18 protein-coding genes are annotated in these 18,063 nt (G+C 71.3%); 17 read left to right on the plus strand and 1 reads right to left on the minus strand.

From position 1 onward, the window contains the following. The 4 genes from ACSNOG_RS20325 to nusB form a co-directional block, all read left to right on the plus strand. Positions 1-684 (plus strand): AAA family ATPase (locus ACSNOG_RS20325; RefSeq protein ID WP_436754097.1); only part of this gene is annotated, 684 nt, incomplete at its 5' end. Between the two features lie 106 nt (positions 685-790). Further along, positions 791-1,897, plus strand: coding sequence for an aminopeptidase P family protein (locus ACSNOG_RS20330; protein WP_436754098.1), 1,107 nt, complete (start codon positions 791-793; stop codon positions 1,895-1,897). A gap of 50 nt (positions 1,898-1,947) precedes the next feature. Beyond that, entirely contained in the window at positions 1,948-2,514 is a 567-nt protein-coding gene (gene efp / locus ACSNOG_RS20335) for an elongation factor P (RefSeq protein ID WP_364899758.1), read from the plus strand. Between the two features lie 2 nt (positions 2,515-2,516). Next, positions 2,517-2,951, plus strand: a complete 435-nt coding sequence (nusB, locus tag ACSNOG_RS20340; protein WP_436754099.1) for a transcription antitermination factor NusB — start codon at positions 2,517-2,519, stop codon at positions 2,949-2,951. A 117-nt stretch (positions 2,952-3,068) separates the two neighbouring features. Here the strand turns inward: nusB and bldD are convergent, their stop codons facing one another. Beyond that, the gene (bldD, locus tag ACSNOG_RS20345) at positions 3,069-3,569 is read right to left on the minus strand and encodes a transcriptional regulator BldD (protein WP_004948690.1); all 501 of its coding nucleotides are present in this window, start codon (positions 3,567-3,569) and stop codon (positions 3,069-3,071) included. A 196-nt stretch (positions 3,570-3,765) separates the two neighbouring features. Between bldD and pyrR the strand changes: the two genes are divergently transcribed. From pyrR to metK, 13 genes are all read left to right on the plus strand, one after another. Beyond that, positions 3,766-4,356, plus strand: a complete 591-nt coding sequence (pyrR, locus tag ACSNOG_RS20350; protein WP_058045294.1) for a bifunctional pyr operon transcriptional regulator/uracil phosphoribosyltransferase PyrR — start codon at positions 3,766-3,768, stop codon at positions 4,354-4,356. Between the two features lie 95 nt (positions 4,357-4,451). After that, positions 4,452-5,438: an aspartate carbamoyltransferase catalytic subunit gene (locus ACSNOG_RS20355; RefSeq protein ID WP_436754100.1), complete on the plus strand. Its 987-nt coding sequence runs from the start codon at positions 4,452-4,454 to the stop codon at positions 5,436-5,438. A 2-nt stretch (positions 5,439-5,440) separates the two neighbouring features. Continuing rightward, on the plus strand, positions 5,441-6,730 hold the full coding sequence (locus tag ACSNOG_RS20360; RefSeq protein ID WP_436754101.1) for a dihydroorotase: 1,290 nt from the start codon (positions 5,441-5,443) through the stop codon (positions 6,728-6,730). Next, a complete protein-coding gene (locus ACSNOG_RS20365) occupies positions 6,727-7,308 on the plus strand; it encodes a hypothetical protein (RefSeq protein ID WP_436754102.1) in 582 nt (193 codons plus the stop codon). The genes ACSNOG_RS20360 and ACSNOG_RS20365 overlap by 4 nt, the downstream gene beginning before the upstream one ends. Next, positions 7,305-8,447 (plus strand): glutamine-hydrolyzing carbamoyl-phosphate synthase small subunit, encoded by a 1,143-nt coding sequence (gene carA, locus ACSNOG_RS20370; RefSeq protein WP_436754103.1) that lies wholly within the window; start codon positions 7,305-7,307, stop codon positions 8,445-8,447. Before ACSNOG_RS20365 ends, carA begins: the two co-directional genes overlap by 4 nt. Continuing rightward, positions 8,440-11,748, plus strand: a complete 3,309-nt coding sequence (gene carB, locus ACSNOG_RS20375) for a carbamoyl-phosphate synthase large subunit (RefSeq protein WP_436754104.1) — start codon at positions 8,440-8,442, stop codon at positions 11,746-11,748. The genes carA and carB overlap by 8 nt, the downstream gene beginning before the upstream one ends. A gap of 96 nt (positions 11,749-11,844) precedes the next feature. Next, positions 11,845-12,963, plus strand: a complete 1,119-nt coding sequence (locus tag ACSNOG_RS20380) for a quinone-dependent dihydroorotate dehydrogenase (protein ID WP_436754105.1) — start codon at positions 11,845-11,847, stop codon at positions 12,961-12,963. Beyond that, a complete protein-coding gene (pyrF, locus tag ACSNOG_RS20385) occupies positions 12,960-13,826 on the plus strand; it encodes an orotidine-5'-phosphate decarboxylase (RefSeq protein WP_436754106.1) in 867 nt (288 codons plus the stop codon). The genes ACSNOG_RS20380 and pyrF overlap by 4 nt, the downstream gene beginning before the upstream one ends. A 286-nt stretch (positions 13,827-14,112) precedes the next feature. Beyond that, positions 14,113-14,436, plus strand: coding sequence for an integration host factor (locus ACSNOG_RS20390; protein WP_030365336.1), 324 nt, complete (start codon positions 14,113-14,115; stop codon positions 14,434-14,436). Positions 14,437-14,474: 38 nt separating this feature from the next. Further along, positions 14,475-15,065, plus strand: coding sequence for a guanylate kinase (gmk, locus tag ACSNOG_RS20395; protein ID WP_436754107.1), 591 nt, complete (start codon positions 14,475-14,477; stop codon positions 15,063-15,065). Positions 15,066-15,099: 34 nt separating this feature from the next. Next, entirely contained in the window at positions 15,100-15,372 is a 273-nt protein-coding gene (gene rpoZ, locus ACSNOG_RS20400; protein ID WP_004948662.1) for a DNA-directed RNA polymerase subunit omega, read from the plus strand. A gap of 93 nt (positions 15,373-15,465) precedes the next feature. Then, the gene (coaBC, locus tag ACSNOG_RS20405) at positions 15,466-16,674 is read left to right on the plus strand and encodes a bifunctional phosphopantothenoylcysteine decarboxylase/phosphopantothenate--cysteine ligase CoaBC (RefSeq protein ID WP_436754108.1); all 1,209 of its coding nucleotides are present in this window, start codon (positions 15,466-15,468) and stop codon (positions 16,672-16,674) included. Between the two features lie 175 nt (positions 16,675-16,849). Continuing rightward, positions 16,850-18,058 (plus strand): methionine adenosyltransferase, encoded by a 1,209-nt coding sequence (gene metK, locus ACSNOG_RS20410; RefSeq protein WP_436754109.1) that lies wholly within the window; start codon positions 16,850-16,852, stop codon positions 18,056-18,058. Positions 18,059-18,063: the final 5 nt, after the last annotated feature.

Raw genomic sequence — 18,063 nt, forward strand, 5'->3', positions numbered from 1 at the left:
GCCGGCCCGCTGGGCCGCGAACACCTGGTCGTAGAGCTCGATCTGCCAGTCCGCCGGACTGGTGCCGATCACGAGGGCGCGCCCGTGCCCGGTGCGGTACCCGCCGCACAGCCCGTCGATCCCGCCCACGCGCTCGTGGCCGTGCTCCTCATCGGCCCGGCCGGCGCCGGGAAGACCACTGTGGCCCGGCACTGGGCGGACACCCGCCGCGCGCCCACCGCCCACATCAGCCTCGACGACGTCCGCGAGTGGGTGCGCTCCGGCTTCGCCGACCCGCAGTCCGGCTGGAACGACCACTCCGAGGCGCAGTACCGCCTCGCCCGCCGCACCTGTGGCTTCGCCGCCCGCAACTTCCTCGCCAACGGCATCTCCTGCATCCTCGACGACGCCGTCTTCCCCGACCGGCCCGCCGTCGGTCTCGGGGGCTGGAAGCGCCACGTGGGCCCCGGCCTGCTGCCCGTCGTCCTGCTGCCCGGCCTGGAGGTCGTCCTGGAGCGCAACGCCGAGCGCACGGGCAACCGCCGCCTCGGCGACGAGGAGGTCGCCCGCATCCACGGCCGGATGGCCGGCTGGTACGGCTCGGGCCTGCCCATCATCGACAACTCCCAGCAGGACGTCACCACCACCGCCCGCCTCCTCGACGAGGTCGTCGCCCGCTCGCTGGCCAGCCCGCCCAGCTGGTGACCACCCGCGCCCGGCCCGGCGCCCGGCCCCGCGAGGCGCGGGCGCCGCTGCCCGGTCGGACGCGCTGGGACGGCCGCCCGCGAGGCCCGGCCGTACGCTCGGAGACATGTCCGAGGTGTACGCGGCACGCCGCGACCGGTTGCGCGAGCGCTGCCACGCGGCCGGGAGCGAGGCCGCCCTGGTCTCCGGGAACGCCAACGTCCGCTATCTGGCCGGAACCGCCCCGGCCGGGGCGGCGCTGCTCGTCCGCCCCGGCCAGGACGTCCTGCTGTGCCCCTGCGACCCCTGCGGCCCCGCCGCCGTCACCCGCCCCCCGGACGACCTGCGCGTCGTCGTACTGGACGGGGCCGACGCCGATGCGGCCGTCGCCGGCGCCGAGCAGGCCGCGGCCGCCGGGGCGGGATCGCTGGCCGTGGAGGAGCACCACCTGACGGTCGCCCGCCACCGCGCCCTGCAGTCCGTCGCGCCCCGGCTGCGCCTGACGGACCTGGGCACCGCCGTGGAGCAGCAGCGGCTCGTCAAGGACGACGAGGAGATCTCCTCCCTGCGCATCGCCGCGGAGATCGCCGACCAGGCGCTGGGGGAGCTGCTGGAGTCGATCCTGGTCGGGCGCACCGAGCGGCACCTCGCGCTGGAGCTGGAGCGGCGGCTGGTCGACCACGGCGCGACGGGCCCGGCGTTCCCCACGTCGGTCGGCACCGGGCCGAACTCGGGGCTGGCCGGGCACCTGCCGAGCGACCGCCGCGTGGAGGAGGGCGATTTCCTGAGCGTGTGCGTGGGCGCGGACTACCGCGGCTACCGCAGCGAGATCGGGCGCACCTTCGTGATCGGCACCAGTCCGGCGGACTGGCAGATCGAGCTCTACGACCAGGTGTTCGCGGCCCAGCGGGCCGGCCGGGAGGCGCTCGCGCCGGGCACGCCCTGCCGGGAGGTGGACCGCGCCGCGCGGGTGGTGCTGGAGGCCGCGGGCCACGGTGATCGCGTCGGACCGCGGATCGGACACGGCGTGGGGCTCGAAAACGACGAGGACCCTCGGCTGACACCTTCGGCAATGGGTAAACTGGACGCTTGCGTGCCGGTCACCGTAGATCCCGGGGTACACCTCCCGGGCCGCGGCGGCGTCCGGATCGATGACACGCTCGTCGTCCGCCCCGAGGCGGACGGCGGACCCGAGCTACTCACCATCACGACCAAAGAGCTGCTCGCGCTCTAGCCGGGCGCACCGCACTTTCTGGTTCCACCAGTCCAGGAGATACCGCAACCGTGGCATCCACGAACGACCTCAAGAACGGCATGGTGCTCAAGCTCGAAGGCGGCCAGCTCTGGTCCGTCGTCGAGTTCCAGCACGTCAAGCCCGGCAAGGGCCCCGCCTTCGTCCGTACGAAGCTGAAGAACGTGCTCTCCGGCAAGGTCGTCGACAAGACCTTCAACGCCGGTGTGAAGGTCGAGACGGCCACCGTCGACCGCCGCGACATGCAGTTCTCGTACATGGACGGCGAGTACTTCGTCTTCATGGACATGAAGGACTACGACCAGCTGATGATCAGCCGCAAGGCCGTCGGCGACGCCGCGAACTTCCTGATCGAGGGCTTCGAGGCCACCGTCGCCACGCACGAGGGCGAGGTGCTCTACGTGGAGCTGCCGGCCGCCGTCGAGCTGGTCATCAAGCACACCGACCCGGGCGTCCAGGGCGACCGCTCCACCGGTGGCACCAAGCCCGCCGAGCTGGAGACGGGCTACGAGATCCAGGTCCCGCTCTTCGTCACCACCGGCGAGAAGATCAAGGTCGACACGCGCACCGGCGATTACCTCGGCCGGGTGAACAGCTAACCGTGGCTGCCCGCAGCAAGGCCCGTAAGCGCGCGTTCCAGATCCTCTTCGAGGCCGACCAGCGCGGTATCACCGTGCAGAACGTCCTCGCGGACTGGATCCGGCACTCGCGGTCGGACGACCGTCAGCCGCCGGTCAACGAGTACACGATGCAGCTGGTCGAGGGGTACGCCGAGCACGTCGCCCGGATCGACGAGCTGATCGCCACCTACGCGGTCGACTGGGACCTGGACCGCATGCCGGTCGCCGACCGGAACATCGTGCGGCTGGGTGCCTACGAGCTGATCTGGGAGGACGGCACCCCGGACGCGGTGGCGATCGACGAGGCGGTGCAGCTCGCCAAGGAGTTCTCCACCGACGACTCGCCGGCTTTCGTCAACGGTCTGCTCGCCCGCTTCAAGGAGCTCAAGCCGGGTCTCCGGCGCGAGGAGAAGTAAGCGGCCCGGCTCCTGCGAGCCGGACCCGCACAAAGACGAACCGCCTGGGGCGGGAAACCGAAGGTTTCCCGCCCCAGGCGGTTTAGTCGTGGTCGCTTGTCAAGACCGGACCGGCCGTCAGGCGTCCTCGTGCTGGACCGCGCGGCGCGCGTCCGCATCGAGCACACCCCAGCTGATCAGCTGCTCGGTGAGCACCGAGGGCGACTGGTCGTAGATGACGGCGAGGGTCCGCAGGTCGTCCTGGCGGATCGAGAGGACCTTGCCGTTGTAGTCGCCGCGCTGGCTCTGGATGGTCGCCGCGTAACGCTGGAGCGGGCCGGCCTTCTCGGCCGGCACGTGGGCCAGGCGCTCAAGGTCCAGGACCAGCTTCGGCGGCGGCTCGGCAGCACCGCCCGGCGTGGTGCCGGGCAGCAGCTCCTGCACGGGAACCCCGTAGAAGTCGGCCAGCTCGGCCAGGCGCTGCACGGTCACGGCACGGTCGCCGCGCTCGTACGAACCCACTACGACGGCCTTCCAGCGGCCCTGGGACTTCTCCTCCACGCCGTGAAGGGAGAGGCCCTGCTGGGTGCGGATGGCGCGGAGCTTGGCCCCGAGCTGTTTGGCGTATTCGCTGGACATAAAGCTCCCCGGACGAAGACTGGTAACTCACTGTGAGGTTACGCAGCGTAATCTGGCTTCGTCAAGCCGAATGGTCCACACCGTCCTCCAGTAGGGGTGGCGGTGAGCACCCGATGGCGGGCCTGGTACGGTGAGGGAGTAATTCCGACGTCCTTTAATGTCCGTCCCGTGAGGCGGAGAAGGAGGTCCGTTTCGTATGGACGCCATTCCCGAGGCGAGCCCCATGGGCTCCGCCCCCCGTCCCGTGCTCGAAGCACCGGACATCGCCCGGGTCCTGACCCGTATCGCCCACGAGATCGTCGAGCGCGCCAAGGGCGCCGACGACGTGGTGCTCCTCGGCATTCCGACGCGCGGCGTCTTCCTCGCCCGCCGGCTGGCCGCCAAGCTCGAAGAGATCACCGGCAGCGCGACCCGCGTCGGCTCCCTCGACATCACCATGTACCGCGACGACCTGCGGCTGCGCCCGGCGCGCGCCCTCGCGCGCACCGAGATCCCCGGCGAGGGCATCGACGGCCGCCTGGTGGTCCTCGTGGACGACGTGCTCTTCTCCGGCCGCACGATCCGCGCCGCGCTGGACGCCCTGAACGACATCGGCCGTCCGCGCGCCGTCCAGCTCGCGGTCCTCGTCGACCGCGGCCACCGCGAACTTCCCATCCGTGCCGACTACGTCGGCAAGAACCTCCCGACGTCGCTGCGGGAGACGGTCAAGGTCCAGCTCACCGAGGAGGACGGGCGCGACAGCGTCCTGCTCGGCGTGCGCGCGGCCACCCCTGCCGACGCGCAGTAGCGAGCTCCCTCCCGGACCCGGCCGCTGCGAGGCCGCACCTCGTCCTCGCACGCCCGTCCGCGTACCCGCACACCTCCTACACACGGAGCACCCGGATGAAGCGCCACCTCATCTCGGCCGCCGACCTCACCCGCGACGACGCCGTCCTGATCCTCGACACCGCCGAGGAGATGGCCCGGGTCGCGGACCGGCCGATCAAGAAGCTGCCCACCCTGCGCGGCCGCACCGTCGTCAACCTCTTCTTCGAGGACTCGACGCGCACCCGCATCTCCTTCGAGGCCGCCGCCAAGCGGCTCTCCGCCGACGTCATCAACTTCTCCGCCAAGGGCTCCTCGGTCTCCAAGGGCGAGTCCCTCAAGGACACCGCCCTGACCCTGGAGGCGATGGGCGCCGACGCCGTCGTCATCCGCCACCACGCCTCCGGCGCCCCCTACCGGCTGGCGAACTCGGGCTGGATCGACGGCGCCGTCGTCAACGCGGGCGACGGCACGCACGAGCACCCCACCCAGGCCCTGCTGGACGCCTTCACCATGCGCCGCCGCCTGGTCGGCCGGGACGCGGGCATCGGGCGGGACCTCTCCGGGCGCCGCATCACGATCGTCGGCGACGTGCTGCACAGCCGCGTCGCCCGCTCCAACGTCCACCTGCTGACCACCCTCGGCGCCGAGGTCACCCTGGTCGCGCCGCCCACGCTGGTGCCGGTCGGTGTCGGCAGCTGGCCCTGCGAGGTCTCCTACGACCTCGACGCCGTGCTGCCGAAGTCCGACGCCGTGATGATGCTGCGCGTCCAGCGCGAGCGGATGAACGCCGCCTTCTTCCCGACCGAGCGCGAGTACGCCCGCCGCTACGGCCTGGACGGCGACCGCATGGCGAAGATGCCCGAGCACGCCGTCGTGATGCACCCCGGCCCGATGAACCGCGGCATGGAGATCACCGCCGAGGTCGCCGACTCCGACCGCTGCACGGCCGTCGAGCAGGTCGCCAACGGCGTCAGCACCCGGATGGCCGTCCTCTACCTGCTGCTCGGCGGCTCCGAGCCGGCCGTCACCACCACCCCCGCCCGCACCGAGGAGAACAAGTAATCATGTCGAAGATCCTTATCCGCGGTGCGAAGGTCCTCGGCGGCGAGCCCCAGGACGTCCTCATCGACGGCGAGACCGTCGCCGAGGTCGGAGCGGGCCTGACCGCCCCCGAGGGCGCCCAGGTCATCGAGGCCGACGGCAAGATCCTGCTGCCCGGCCTCGTCGACCTGCACACCCACCTGCGCGAGCCCGGCCGCGAGGACTCCGAGACGGTCCTGACCGGCACCCGCGCCGCCGCGAGCGGCGGCTACACGGCCGTCTTCGCCATGGCCAACACCTTCCCCGTCGCCGACACCGCCGGCGTTGTCGAGCAGGTCTGGCGCCTGGGCAAGGAGTCCGGCTACTGCGACGTGCAGCCCATCGGCGCCGTCACCGTCGGCCTGGAGGGCAAGCAGCTCTCCGAGCTGGGCGCCATGCACGACTCCGCCGCCGGCGTCACCGTCTTCTCCGACGACGGCAAGTGCGTCGACGACGCCGTGATCATGCGCCGCGCCCTGGAGTACGTGAAGGCCTTCGGCGGCGTCATCGCCCAGCACGCGCAGGAGCCCCGCCTGACCGAGGGCGCCCAGATGAACGAGGGTGTCGTCTCCGCCGAGCTGGGTCTGGGCGGCTGGCCGGCCGTCGCCGAGGAGTCGGTCATCGCCCGCGACGTCCTCCTCGCCGAGCACGTCGGCTCCCGGGTGCACATCTGCCACCTGTCCACGGCCGGCTCCGTCGAGATCGTCCGCTGGGCCAAGTCCCGCGGCATCGACGTCACCGCCGAGGTCACCCCGCACCACCTGCTCCTCACCGACGAGCTGGTGCGTTCGTACAACCCGGTCTACAAGGTCAACCCGCCGCTGCGCACCGAGCGCGACGTGATGGCGCTGCGCGAGGCCCTGGCCGACGGCACGATCGACATCGTCGCCACCGACCACGCCCCGCACCCGCACGAGGACAAGGACTGCGAGTGGGCCGCGGCCGCCATGGGCATGGTGGGCCTGGAGACCGCGCTGTCCGTCGTCCAGCACACGATGGTCGAGACCGGCCTGCTGGACTGGGCCGGCGTCGCCGAGCGCATGTCCTTCAAGCCCGCCCGCATCGGCAGCCTCGCCGGGCACGGCCGCCCGATCGCCGCCGGTGAGCCCGCCAACCTCACCCTGGTCGATTCCGCTTACCGTGGTGTGGTGGACCCCGCGGGCTTCGCCTCCCGCAGCCGCAACACCCCCTACGAGGGCCGCGAGCTGCCGGGTCGCGTCACCCACACCTTCCTGCGGGGCCGGGCAACGGTCGTGGACGGGAATCTCGCGTGACATCTGCACCATCGGCACTGATCAACCTGGCGGACGAGCAGAAGTCTGCCGCCGTCACCGACTGGGCCGCGCGCATCGGCTGGGTCGTGGGGCTGCTGCTCTTCATCGCGCTGCTCTACTGGCTGATGCGCGAGGGCTGGAAGTGGCGCGGCGCGCTCCAGGGCGACCTGCCCGAGCTGCCCGCCGCCCCCGCCGGCAAGGGTGACCCCACCCTGACGATGACGGGCCGCTACCACGGTTCCACCACGGCCGGCCAGTGGCTCGACCGCATCGTCGCCCACGGCCTCGGCACCCGCAGCCGGGCCGAGCTCACCCTGACGGAGCAGGGCGTCACCGTGGTGCGCCCCGGCGCCCAGGACTTCTTCATCCCCGCGGACCGGGTGCGCGGAGCCCGGCTCGACAAGGGCATCGCCGGCAAGGTCCTCACCGAGGGCGGCCTGCTGGTGATCACCTGGGTGCACGGCGACCGGGAGATCGATTCCGGTTTCCGCTCCGACCAGGCGGCCGAGCACGCCGCGTGGGTCGAGGCCCTCACCCACCTGCACCACAAGAACAGCGACACGGAAGGCGCACGATGACGACCTCCACCAGGGGGACCTCGAAGGTTCCCGCCGTACTCGTCCTGGAGGACGGCCGGATCTTCCGCGGCCGGGCCTACGGGGCCGTGGGGGAGACCTTCGGCGAGGCCGTGTTCTCCACCGGCATGACCGGCTACCAGGAGACCCTGACCGACCCCTCCTACCACCGCCAGGTGGTCGTGATGACCGCCCCGCACGTCGGCAACACCGGCGTCAACGACGAGGACCCCGAGTCCGCCCGCATCTGGGTCGCCGGCTACGTGGTGCGCGACCCCGCCCGCGTCCCGTCCAACTGGCGCTCGCGCCGCTCCCTGGACGAGGAGCTGGCCAAGCAGGGCGTCGTCGGCATCTGCGGCATCGACACCCGCGCCCTCACCCGCCACCTGCGCGAGCGCGGCGCCATGCGCGTCGGCATCTTCTCCGGGCACTCCCTGCCCGACGAGGGCGCGATGCTCGCCGAGGTCCGCCAGGCCCCCGAGATGAAGGGCGCCGACCTCTCCGCCGAGGTCGCCACCAAGGAGACCTACGTGGTCCCCGCGGTCGGTGAGAAGAAGTTCACCGTCGCCGCGATCGACCTGGGCATCAAGGGCATGACCCCGCACCGGATGGCCGAGCGCGGCATCGAGGTGCACGTCCTGCCGGCCACGGCCACCGCCGAGGACGTCTTCGCCGTGAACCCCGACGGCGTGTTCTTCTCCAACGGCCCGGGCGACCCGGCCACCGCCGACCACCCCGTGGCGGTCATGCGCGAGGTCCTCTCCCGCAAGACCCCGCTGTTCGGCATCTGCTTCGGCAACCAGATCCTCGGCCGCGCGCTCGGCTTCGGCACGTACAAGCTGAAGTACGGCCACCGCGGCATCAACCAGCCCGTGCAGGACCGTACGACCGGCAAGGTCGAGGTCACCGCGCACAACCACGGCTTCGCCGTCGACGCCCCGCTCGACCGGGCGACCGACACGCCGTACGGCCGGGTGGAGGTCTCCCACGTGTGTCTGAACGACGACGTGGTGGAAGGTCTCCAGCTGCTCGACCAGCCGGCATTCAGCGTCCAGTACCACCCCGAGGCAGCCGCAGGACCGCACGACGCCGCGTACCTGTTCGACCGCTTCGTCTCCCTGATGGAGGGCCAGCGTGCCTAAGCGCACCGACATCCAGTCCGTTCTGGTCATCGGCTCCGGCCCGATCGTCATCGGCCAGGCCGCGGAGTTCGACTACTCCGGCACCCAGGCCTGCCGCGTGCTGAAGTCCGAGGGCCTGCGGGTCATCCTCGTCAACTCCAACCCGGCCACGATCATGACCGACCCGGAGATCGCCGACGCCACCTACGTCGAGCCGATCACCCCCGAGTTCGTCGAGAAGATCATCGCCAAGGAGCGCCCCGACGCCCTCCTGCCCACCCTCGGCGGCCAGACCGCGCTCAACACCGCGATCTCCATGCACGAGAACGGCGTGCTGGAGAAGTACGGCGTCGAGCTGATCGGCGCCAATGTCGAGGCCATCCACAAGGGCGAGGACCGCGACCTGTTCAAGGGGGTCGTCGAGGCCGTCCGCGCCAAGATCGGCCACGGCGAGTCCGCCCGCTCGGTCATCTGCCACACCATGGACGAGGTCCTCGCGGGCGTCGAGACGCTCGGCGGCTACCCCGTCGTCGTCCGCCCCTCCTTCACCATGGGCGGCGCCGGCTCCGGCTTCGCCCACGACGAGGACGAGCTGCGCCGCATCGCCGGCCAGGGCCTCACGCTCTCCCCGACCACCGAGGTGCTCCTGGAGGAGTCCATCCTCGGCTGGAAGGAGTACGAGCTGGAGCTGATGCGCGACAAGAACGACAACGTCGTGGTCGTCTGCTCCATCGAGAACTTCGACCCGATGGGCGTGCACACCGGCGACTCCATCACCGTCGCCCCGGCGATGACGCTGACCGACCGCGAGTACCAGATCCTGCGGGACGTCGGCATCGCGATCATCCGCGAGGTCGGTGTCGACACCGGCGGCTGCAACATCCAGTTCGCCGTCAACCCCGACGACGGCCGGGTCATCGTCATCGAGATGAACCCGCGCGTCTCGCGCTCCTCCGCGCTCGCCTCCAAGGCCACCGGCTTCCCGATCGCCAAGATCGCGGCCCGCCTCGCCGTCGGCTACACGCTGGACGAGATCCCCAACGACATCACGGAGAAGACCCCGGCGTCCTTCGAGCCCACGCTCGACTACGTCGTGGTCAAGGCGCCCCGCTTCGCCTTCGAGAAGTTCCCGGCCGCCGACGCCACCCTCACCACCACCATGAAGTCGGTGGGCGAGGCCATGGCCATCGGCCGTAACTTCACCGAGGCCCTGCAGAAGGCCCTGCGCTCGCTGGAGAAGAAGGGCTCGCAGTTCGACTTCGTCTCTGCGCCCGGCGACAAGGCGGAGCTGCTGGCGAAGGCCGTCCGTCCCACCGACGGCCGGATCAACACCGTCATGGCCGCCATCCGCGCCGGCGCCACCCCGGAGGAGGTCTTCGACGCCACGAAGATCGACCCGTGGTTCGTCGACCAGCTGTTCCTGATCAAGGAGATCGCGGACGAGCTGGCCGCCGCCGAGAAGCTCCAGCCCGAGCTGCTGGCCGAGGCCAAGCGGCACGGCTTCTCCGACGCCCAGATCGGTGCGATCCGCGGCCTGCGCGAGGACGTCGTCCGCGAGGTCCGCCACGCCCTCGGCGTCCGCCCGGTCTACAAGACGGTCGACACCTGCGCCGCCGAGTTCGCGGCGAAGACCCCGTACTTCTACTCCTCCTACGACGAGGAGTCCGAGGTCGCGCCCCGCGAGAAGCCCGCGGTGATCATCCTGGGCTCGGGCCCGAACCGCATCGGCCAGGGCATCGAGTTCGACTACTCCTGCGTCCACGCCTCCTTCGCGCTCAGCGACGCCGGCTACGAGACCGTGATGGTCAACTGCAACCCCGAGACCGTCTCCACCGACTACGACACCTCCGACCGGCTCTACTTCGAGCCGCTCACCCTGGAGGACGTCCTGGAGATCGTCCACGCCGAGCAGGAGGCCGGCCCGGTCGCGGGCGTCGTCGTCCAGCTCGGCGGCCAGACCCCGCTGGGCCTGGCACAGGCGCTCAAGGACAACGGCGTGCCGATCGTCGGCACCTCGCCCGAGGCCATCGACCTCGCCGAGGAGCGCGGCGCCTTCGGCCGCGTGCTGACCGAGGCCGGCCTGCCGGCCCCCAAGTACGGCACCGCCTTCTCCTTCGACGAGGCCAAGGGCATCGCCGCCGAGATCGGCTACCCGGTCATGGTCCGCCCGTCCTACGTGCTCGGCGGCCGCGGCATGGAGATCGTCTACGACGAGCCCTCCCTCGGCGAGTACCTGGAGCGCCACGCCGGGCTGATCTCCGAGCACCCGGTCCTCATCGACCGCTTCCTCGACGACGCCATCGAGATCGACGTCGACGCGCTCTACGACGGCCACGAGCTCTACCTCGGCGGCGTCATGGAGCACATCGAGGAGGCCGGCATCCACTCCGGCGACTCCGCCTGCGCCCTGCCCCCGATCACCCTCGGCGGCTACGACATCAAGCGGCTGCGGGCCTCCACCGAGGCCATCGCCAAGGGCGTCGGCGTCCGCGGACTGATCAACATCCAGTTCGCCATGGCCGGGGACATCCTCTACGTCCTGGAGGCCAACCCCCGCGCCTCCCGCACGGTCCCCTTCACCTCCAAGGCGACCGCCGTGCCGCTGGCCAAGGCCGCCGCCCGCATCTCGCTGGGCGCGACCGTCGCCCAGCTGCGCGCCGAGGGCATGCTGCCCAAGGAGGGCGACGGCGGCACGCTGCCGCTGGACGCGCCGATCTCCGTCAAGGAGGCCGTGATGCCGTGGTCGCGCTTCCGCGACGCCTCCGGCCGCGGCGTGGACACCGTCCTCGGCCCGGAGATGCGCTCGACGGGCGAGGTCATGGGCATCGACAGCGTCTTCGGCACCGCCTACGCCAAGTCGCAGGCCGGCGCCTACGGCGCGCTGCCCACCAAGGGACGCGCGTTCGTGTCGGTGGCCAACCGCGACAAGCGCTCGATGATCTTCCCGGCCCGCGAGCTGGTCGCCCACGGCTTCGAGCTGCTGGCCACCTCCGGCACCGCCGAGGTCCTCAAGCGCAACGGCATCAACGCCACCGTCGTGCGCAAGCAGAGCGAGGGCGAGGGCCCGAACGGCGAGAAGACGATCGTCCAGCTCATCCACGACGGTGAGGTCGACCTGATCGTCAACACCCCCTACGGCACCGGCGGCCGCCTCGACGGCTACGAGATCCGCACCGCCGCGGTCGCCCGCGCGGTCCCGTGCCTGACCACGGTCCAGGCCCTCGCGGCCGCCGTCCAGGGCATCGAGGCGCTCACCCGCGGCGACGTGGGCGTGCGCTCCCTGCAGGAGCACGCGGAGCACCTGACCGCCGCCCGCGCCTGACCCGTGCCGCCCGCCCGCCCCTCGCCACGAGGGGCGGGCGGGCGGTCCGCAGGTCCCCCTCGCCCGTCCCGCTCGCGGAAGGCCTCCGGCACCACCATGTACTCCCTCTTCTTCCGACTGATCTTCCAGCGGATGGACCCCGAGAAGGCCCACCACCTCGCCTTCGCCTGGATCCGCGCCGCGGCCCGCGTGCCGGTCCTGCGCACCTTCGTCGCGGCCGTCCTCGCCCCCCGGCACAAGGAGCTGCGCACCGAGGCGCTCGGCCTGCGCATGCACGGCCCCTTCGGGCTCGCCGCCGGCTTCGACAAGAACGCCTCCGCCATCGACGGCATGAGCATGCTCGGCTTCGACCACATCGAGATCGGCACCGTCACCGCCCAGCCGCAGCCCGGCAACCCCAAGAAGCGCCTCTTCCGCCTCGTGGCGGACCGCGCGCTCATCAACCGCATGGGCTTCAACAACGACGGCTCCGCGGCCGTGGCGGAGCGCCTGGCGGCCCGCAAGGCCGTCTTCCGGACCACGGTCGGCGTCAACATCGGCAAGACGAAGATCGTGCCGGAGGCCGAGGCCGTCGCCGACTACGTCACCTCCACCGAGCGCCTGGCCGCCCACGCCGACTACCTCGTCGTCAACGTCTCCTCGCCCAACACGCCCGGGCTGCGCAACCTGCAGGCCACCGAGGCGCTGCGCCCGCTGCTGACCGCCGTCCGCGAGGCCGCCGACCGCACGGTCACCTCGCGCCGCGTCCCGCTGCTGGTGAAGATCGCGCCCGACCTGGCCGACGAGGACGTCGACGCCGTCGCCGACCTGGCCGTGGAGCTGGGCCTCGACGGCATCATCGCCACCAACACCACGATCGCCCGCGAAGGCCTCGGCCTGCGGACGCCGAAGCGCACCGTCGAGGCCATCGGGGCCGGCGGTCTGTCCGGCGCCCCCCTCAAGGCCCGCTCGCTGGAGGTCCTGAGCCGCCTGTACGCCCGCGTGGGCGACCGGATCACCCTCGTGGGCGTCGGGGGCATCGAGACCGCCGACGACGCCTGGGAGCGCATCCTGGCGGGCGCCACGCTCGTCCAGGGCTACAGCGCCTTCATCTACGAGGGCCCCTTCTGGTGCCGCAAGATCCACCAGGGCCTCGCCGAAAAGCTCGCGGCGAGCCCGTACGCCACCCTCGCCGAGGCGGTAGGCGCCGCGACCGGGAAGAAGGCAGCCGCATGACCCTCGAACCCTTCGGCACGCGGCTGCGCCGCGCCATGGACACCCGCGGCCCGCTCTGCGTCGGCATCGACCCGCACGCCTCCCTCCTGGCCGACTGGGGCCTTCCCGACACCATCGACGGCCTGGAGCGCTTCACGCGCACCGTCGTGGAGGCGCTCGCCGACCGCGTGGCCGTCCTCAAGCCCCAGTCCGCCTTCTTCGAGCGCTTCGGCTCGCGCGGCATCGCCGTCCTGGAGCAGGCCGTCGCCGACTCCCGCGAGGCCGGCGCACTGGTCCTGATGGACGCCAAACGCGGCGACATCGGCTCCACCATGGCCGCCTACGCCGCCACCTACCTCGACCCCGCCTCGCCGCTCTTCTCCGACGCGGTGACCGTGAGCCCCTACCTCGGCTACGGCTCGCTGCGCCCGGCGCTGGAGCTGGCGCGCGAGAGCGGCACCGGCGTGTTCGTCCTCGCCCTCACCTCGAACCCGGAGGGCGCCGAGGTGCAGCACGCCGTGCGCGCCGACGGGGCGAGCGTGGCCGCGACCATGCTGGACCACCTGCGGGCCGAGAACGCGGACGCCGCGCCCATGGGCTCGTTCGGCGCGGTCGTCGGCGCCACCCTGGGCGGCAGCCTCGGCGCGGCGCGCGCGGACCTGGACATCAACGGCCCGCTGCTCGCGCCCGGCATCGGCGCCCAGGGCGCGACCGCGGCCGACCTGCCGAAGGTCTTCGGTGCGGCCGTGCGCGACGTGGTGCCGAACGTCAGCCGGGGCGTGCTGCGGCACGGACCGGACGCGACGGCGCTGCGGGCGAGCGCCGAGCGGTTCGCGGACGAGGTCCGGGAGGCCGTGGACGCGGCGGGTCCGGCGGCCGGGTAGCCGCCGGGGTCCGCCGGGCGCCCGCCGCGCGCCTGCCGGAGGGCCGGCGCGCGGCCGGCTCGTCGCGGAAGCGTCAAAATTGTTGGTCCATATGTCCGGAAAAGTCCTGGTCGAGCGAGTCTGACCAGGACTTTTCGCTTGTTCTCGCTGACTGGAGCGGAATCGGCCGCTAGTCTCCGACGAGAGCGAACGTGCAAGCGCGTTGCTCGTTGCTCCGCAGGTGTGGGCCGACTAGGTTCCTCACCGGTCCGTTATCCGACAGTTCGATATCCGAGGTGACGTAGGCGTGGCTCTTCCGCCCCTTACCCCTGAACAGCGCGCTGCCGCGCTCGAAAAGGCCGCCGCGGCTCGCCGGGAGCGCGCCGAGGTCAAGAATCGGCTCAAGCACTCCGGTGCCTCGCTGCACGATGTCATCGCGCAGGGCCAGACGAACGAAGTGATCGGCAAGATGAAGGTCAGCGCACTCCTGGAGAGCCTGCCGGGCGTGGGCAAGGTCCGCGCCAAGCAGATCATGGAGCGGCTCGGGATCTCCGAGAGCCGTCGTGTGCGCGGGCTCGGCTCGAACCAGATCGCATCGCTGGAGCGTGAGTTCGGCGGCAAGGCCGCCTGACGTTCCCAGGCACTCCCGCGAACCGGGATAATCGCTGCATGAGTACTGCAGTCTCCCGGGGGACGTCCCCCGTACCCCCGGCCAGACAACCGCGGCTGACCGTGCTCTCCGGCCCCTCCGGGGTCGGTAAGAGCACGGTCGTCGCCCATATGCGCAAGGCGCACCCCGAGGTGTGGCTCTCGGTCTCGGCCACCACCCGCAAGCCGCGCCCCGGCGAGCAGGACGGTGTCCAGTACTTCTTCGTCGACGACGAGGAGTTCGACAAGCTCATCGCCAACGGTGAGCTGCTGGAGTGGGCCGAGTTCGCCGGCAACCGCTACGGCACGCCGCGCCAGGCGGTCCTCGACCGCCTGGAGGCCGGCGAGCCGGTGCTGCTGGAGATCGACCTGCAGGGCGCCCGGCAGGTCCGCGAGACCATGCCGGAGGCCCGCCTGGTCTTCCTGGCGCCTCCCGGCTGGGACGAGCTGGTCCGCCGGCTCACCGGCCGGGGCACCGAGTCGCCCGAGGTGATCGAGCGCCGGCTCGCCGCGGCCAAGGTCGAGCTCGCCGCGGAGTCGGAGTTCGACGTGACGCTGGTCAACACCTCCGTCGAGGACGTTGCGCGTGAACTGCTAGCCTTGCTCCGTTGACCATCTTTCTTCACCCCCCTTCGGAAGGCAGAGAGTGTCCTCTTCCATCACCGCGCCCGAGGGCATCATCAACCCGCCGATTGATGAGCTGCTCGAGGCAACCGACTCGAAGTACAGCCTGGTGATCTACGCCGCCAAGCGCGCCCGTCAGATCAACGCGTACTACTCGCAGCTCGGCGAGGGCCTGCTGGAGTACGTCGGCCCGCTGGTGGACACCCACGTCCACGAGAAGCCGCTGTCCATCGCGCTCCGCGAGATCAACGCGGGCCTGCTGACCTCCGAGGCCATCGAGGCCCCGGCTCAGTAAGCACGGCACATTCGTCACCAGGGGTCCGGCAGCACTGCTGCCGGACCTTTGGTGTGTCATGGGAGCTGTACGCAATCGATGGATGGGGAGACGATGGACAAGCCGAAGGTCGTCCTGGGGGTCAGCGGCGGGATCGCCGCCTACAAGGCGTGCGAGCTGCTGCGCCGGCTCACCGAGTCCGGCCACGACGTCAGGGTGGTGCCCACGGCCTCGGCCCTGCACTTCGTCGGCGAGGCGACCTGGTCGGCCCTGTCCGGCAACCCCGCGGGCACCGAGGTGTGGGAGAGCGTCCACGAGGTGCCCCACGTGCGCATCGGCCAGGAGGCGCGCCTCGTCGTCGTCGCCCCCGCCACCGCCGACATGCTGGCCAAGGCCGCCCACGGCCTCGCCGACGACCTGCTGACCAACACGCTGCTCACCGCCCGCTGCCCGGTCGTCTTCGCGCCCGCCATGCACACCGAGATGTGGGAGAACCCGGCCACCCAGGAGAACGTGGCGACGCTGCGCCGCCGCGGCGCGATCGTCATCGAGCCCGCCGTCGGCCGCCTCACCGGCGTCGACACCGGCAAGGGCCGCCTCCCCGACCCCGAGGAGATCTTCGAGGTCTGCCGCCGGGTGCTGGCCCGCGGCGCGGACGCCCCGGTGGCCGACCTCGCCGGCCGGCACGTGGTCATCAGCGCCGGCGGCACCCGTGAGCCGCTCGACCCCGTGCGCTTCCTGGGCAACCGCTCCTCCGGCAAGCAGGGCTACGCCCTGGCCCGCACCGCCGTGGCGCGCGGCGCTCGCGTCACCCTCGTCGCGGCCAACAGCGAGCTGGCCGATCCGGCGGGCGCCGACGTCGTCCACGTGGGCACCGCCGTCCAGCTCCGGGAGGCCGTCCTGAAGGCCGCGGAGGACGCCGACGCCGTCGTCATGGCCGCCGCCGTGGCCGATTTCCGCCCCGCGCGCTACGCCGAGGGCAAAATCAAGAAGAAGGACGGCGAGGACCCGGCGCCCGTCGAGCTCATCCGGAATCCCGACGTCCTCGCCGAGCTCTCCGGGAGCCGGCCGCGCCCCGGGCAGGTCGTCGTGGGCTTCGCCGCGGAGACCGACGACGTCCTCGCCAACGGCCGCGCCAAGCTCGCCCGAAAGGGCTGTGACCTGCTGGTTGTCAATGAAGTGGGGGAGAAGAAGACCTTCGGTTCGGAGACGAACGAAGCCGTCGTCCTGGCCCCCGACGGCTCCGAGACGCCCGTTCCCTACGGCCCCAAGGACGACCTCGCGGACACCGTCTGGGACCTGGTTGCGCAGCGTTTCGCGTGAGCGTTTTGTGCGCCGGAGCACACGGGTGTCGCAGGTCACCCGGGCGGTGATGCGAGACAGGATGTCCCAACCACGAGAACGACGGATAAACTGACCCAGGACCCCGCGTCGAGCGCAGCTCTCGGCCGGGGCCGTCAATGATCAGCCAGCAGCCGCTGCAACCCCAGGGAGCGATGTGTCCCGCCGCCTGTTCACCTCGGAGTCCGTGACCGAGGGTCACCCCGACAAGATCGCTGACCAGATCAGCGACACGATCCTCGACGCCCTGCTCACGGAGGACCCGACCTCCCGTGTGGCCGTCGAGACCTTGATCACCACCGGCCTGGTGCACGTCGCCGGCGAGGTGACCACGAAGGCCTACGCGCCGATCGCCTCGCTCGTGCGCAACAAGATCCTCGAGATCGGCTACGACTCCTCCAAGAAGGGCTTCGACGGCGCCTCCTGCGGCGTCTCGGTGTCCATCGGCGCCCAGTCGCCGGACATCGCCCAGGGTGTCGACACGGCCTACGAGAGCCGCGTCGAGGGTGACGAGGACGAGCTGGACCGCCAGGGCGCGGGCGACCAGGGCCTGATGTTCGGCTACGCCTGCGACGAGACGCCCGAGCTCATGCCGCTGCCGATCCACCTGGCGCACCGCCTGTCGCGCCGCCTGTCGGAGGTCCGCAAGAACGGGACCATCCCGTACCTGCGCCCCGACGGCAAGACCCAGGTCACCATCGAGTACGACGGCAACAAGGCCGTCCGCCTCGACACCGTCGTCGTCTCCTCGCAGCACGCGAGCGACATCGACCTCGACTCGCTGCTCGCGCCCGACATCCGCGAGTTCGTCGTCGAGCACGTCCTCAAGGAGCTCGTCGAGGACGGCATCAAGCTGGACACCGACGGCTACCGCCTCCTGGTGAACCCGACCGGCCGCTTCGAGATCGGCGGCCCCATGGGCGACGCCGGCCTCACCGGCCGCAAGATCATCATCGACACCTACGGCGGCATGGCCCGGCACGGTGGTGGCGCCTTCTCGGGCAAGGACCCGTCCAAGGTCGACCGCTCGGCCGCCTACGCGATGCGCTGGGTCGCCAAGAACGTCGTCGCCGCCGGTCTGGCCTCGCGCTGCGAGGTCCAGGTCGCCTACGCGATCGGCAAGGCCGAGCCGGTGGGCCTGTTCGTGGAGACGTTCGGCACGAACACCGTCGACACCGACAAGATCGAGACCGCGATCGGCGAGGTCTTCGACCTCCGCCCCGCCGCGATCATCCGCGACCTCGACCTCCTGCGCCCGATCTACGCGCAGACCGCCGCCTACGGCCACTTCGGCCGTGAGCTGCCGGACTTCACCTGGGAGCGCACGGACCGCGTGGACGCCCTGAAGAAGGCCGCGGGTCTGTAAGCGAT

Origin of the sequence: Streptomyces sp. URMC 124, from assembly GCF_051386455.1 — a bacterium.
Taxonomy (GTDB): Bacteria; Actinomycetota; Actinomycetes; order Streptomycetales; family Streptomycetaceae; genus Streptomyces.

Bases quoted from the DNA above. Each gene is read 5' to 3' on its own strand.
- pyrR (WP_058045294.1), top strand. From the start codon at position 3,766: ATGGACGCCATTCCCGAGGCGAGCCCCATGGGCTCCGCCCCCCGTCCC.
- ACSNOG_RS20355 (WP_436754100.1), top strand. From the start codon at position 4,452: ATGAAGCGCCACCTCATCTCGGCCGCCGACCTCACCCGCGACGACGCC.
- pyrF (WP_436754106.1), top strand. From the start codon at position 12,960: ATGACCCTCGAACCCTTCGGCACGCGGCTGCGCCGCGCCATGGACACC.
- ACSNOG_RS20380 (WP_436754105.1), top strand. From the start codon at position 11,845: ATGTACTCCCTCTTCTTCCGACTGATCTTCCAGCGGATGGACCCCGAG.
- bldD (WP_004948690.1), bottom strand. From the start codon at position 3,569: ATGTCCAGCGAATACGCCAAACAGCTCGGGGCCAAGCTCCGCGCCATC.
- gmk (WP_436754107.1), top strand. From the start codon at position 14,475: ATGAGTACTGCAGTCTCCCGGGGGACGTCCCCCGTACCCCCGGCCAGA.
- coaBC (WP_436754108.1), top strand. From the start codon at position 15,466: ATGGACAAGCCGAAGGTCGTCCTGGGGGTCAGCGGCGGGATCGCCGCC.
- carA (WP_436754103.1), top strand. From the start codon at position 7,305: ATGACGACCTCCACCAGGGGGACCTCGAAGGTTCCCGCCGTACTCGTC.
- ACSNOG_RS20330 (WP_436754098.1), top strand. From the start codon at position 791: ATGTCCGAGGTGTACGCGGCACGCCGCGACCGGTTGCGCGAGCGCTGC.
- ACSNOG_RS20360 (WP_436754101.1), top strand. From the start codon at position 5,441: ATGTCGAAGATCCTTATCCGCGGTGCGAAGGTCCTCGGCGGCGAGCCC.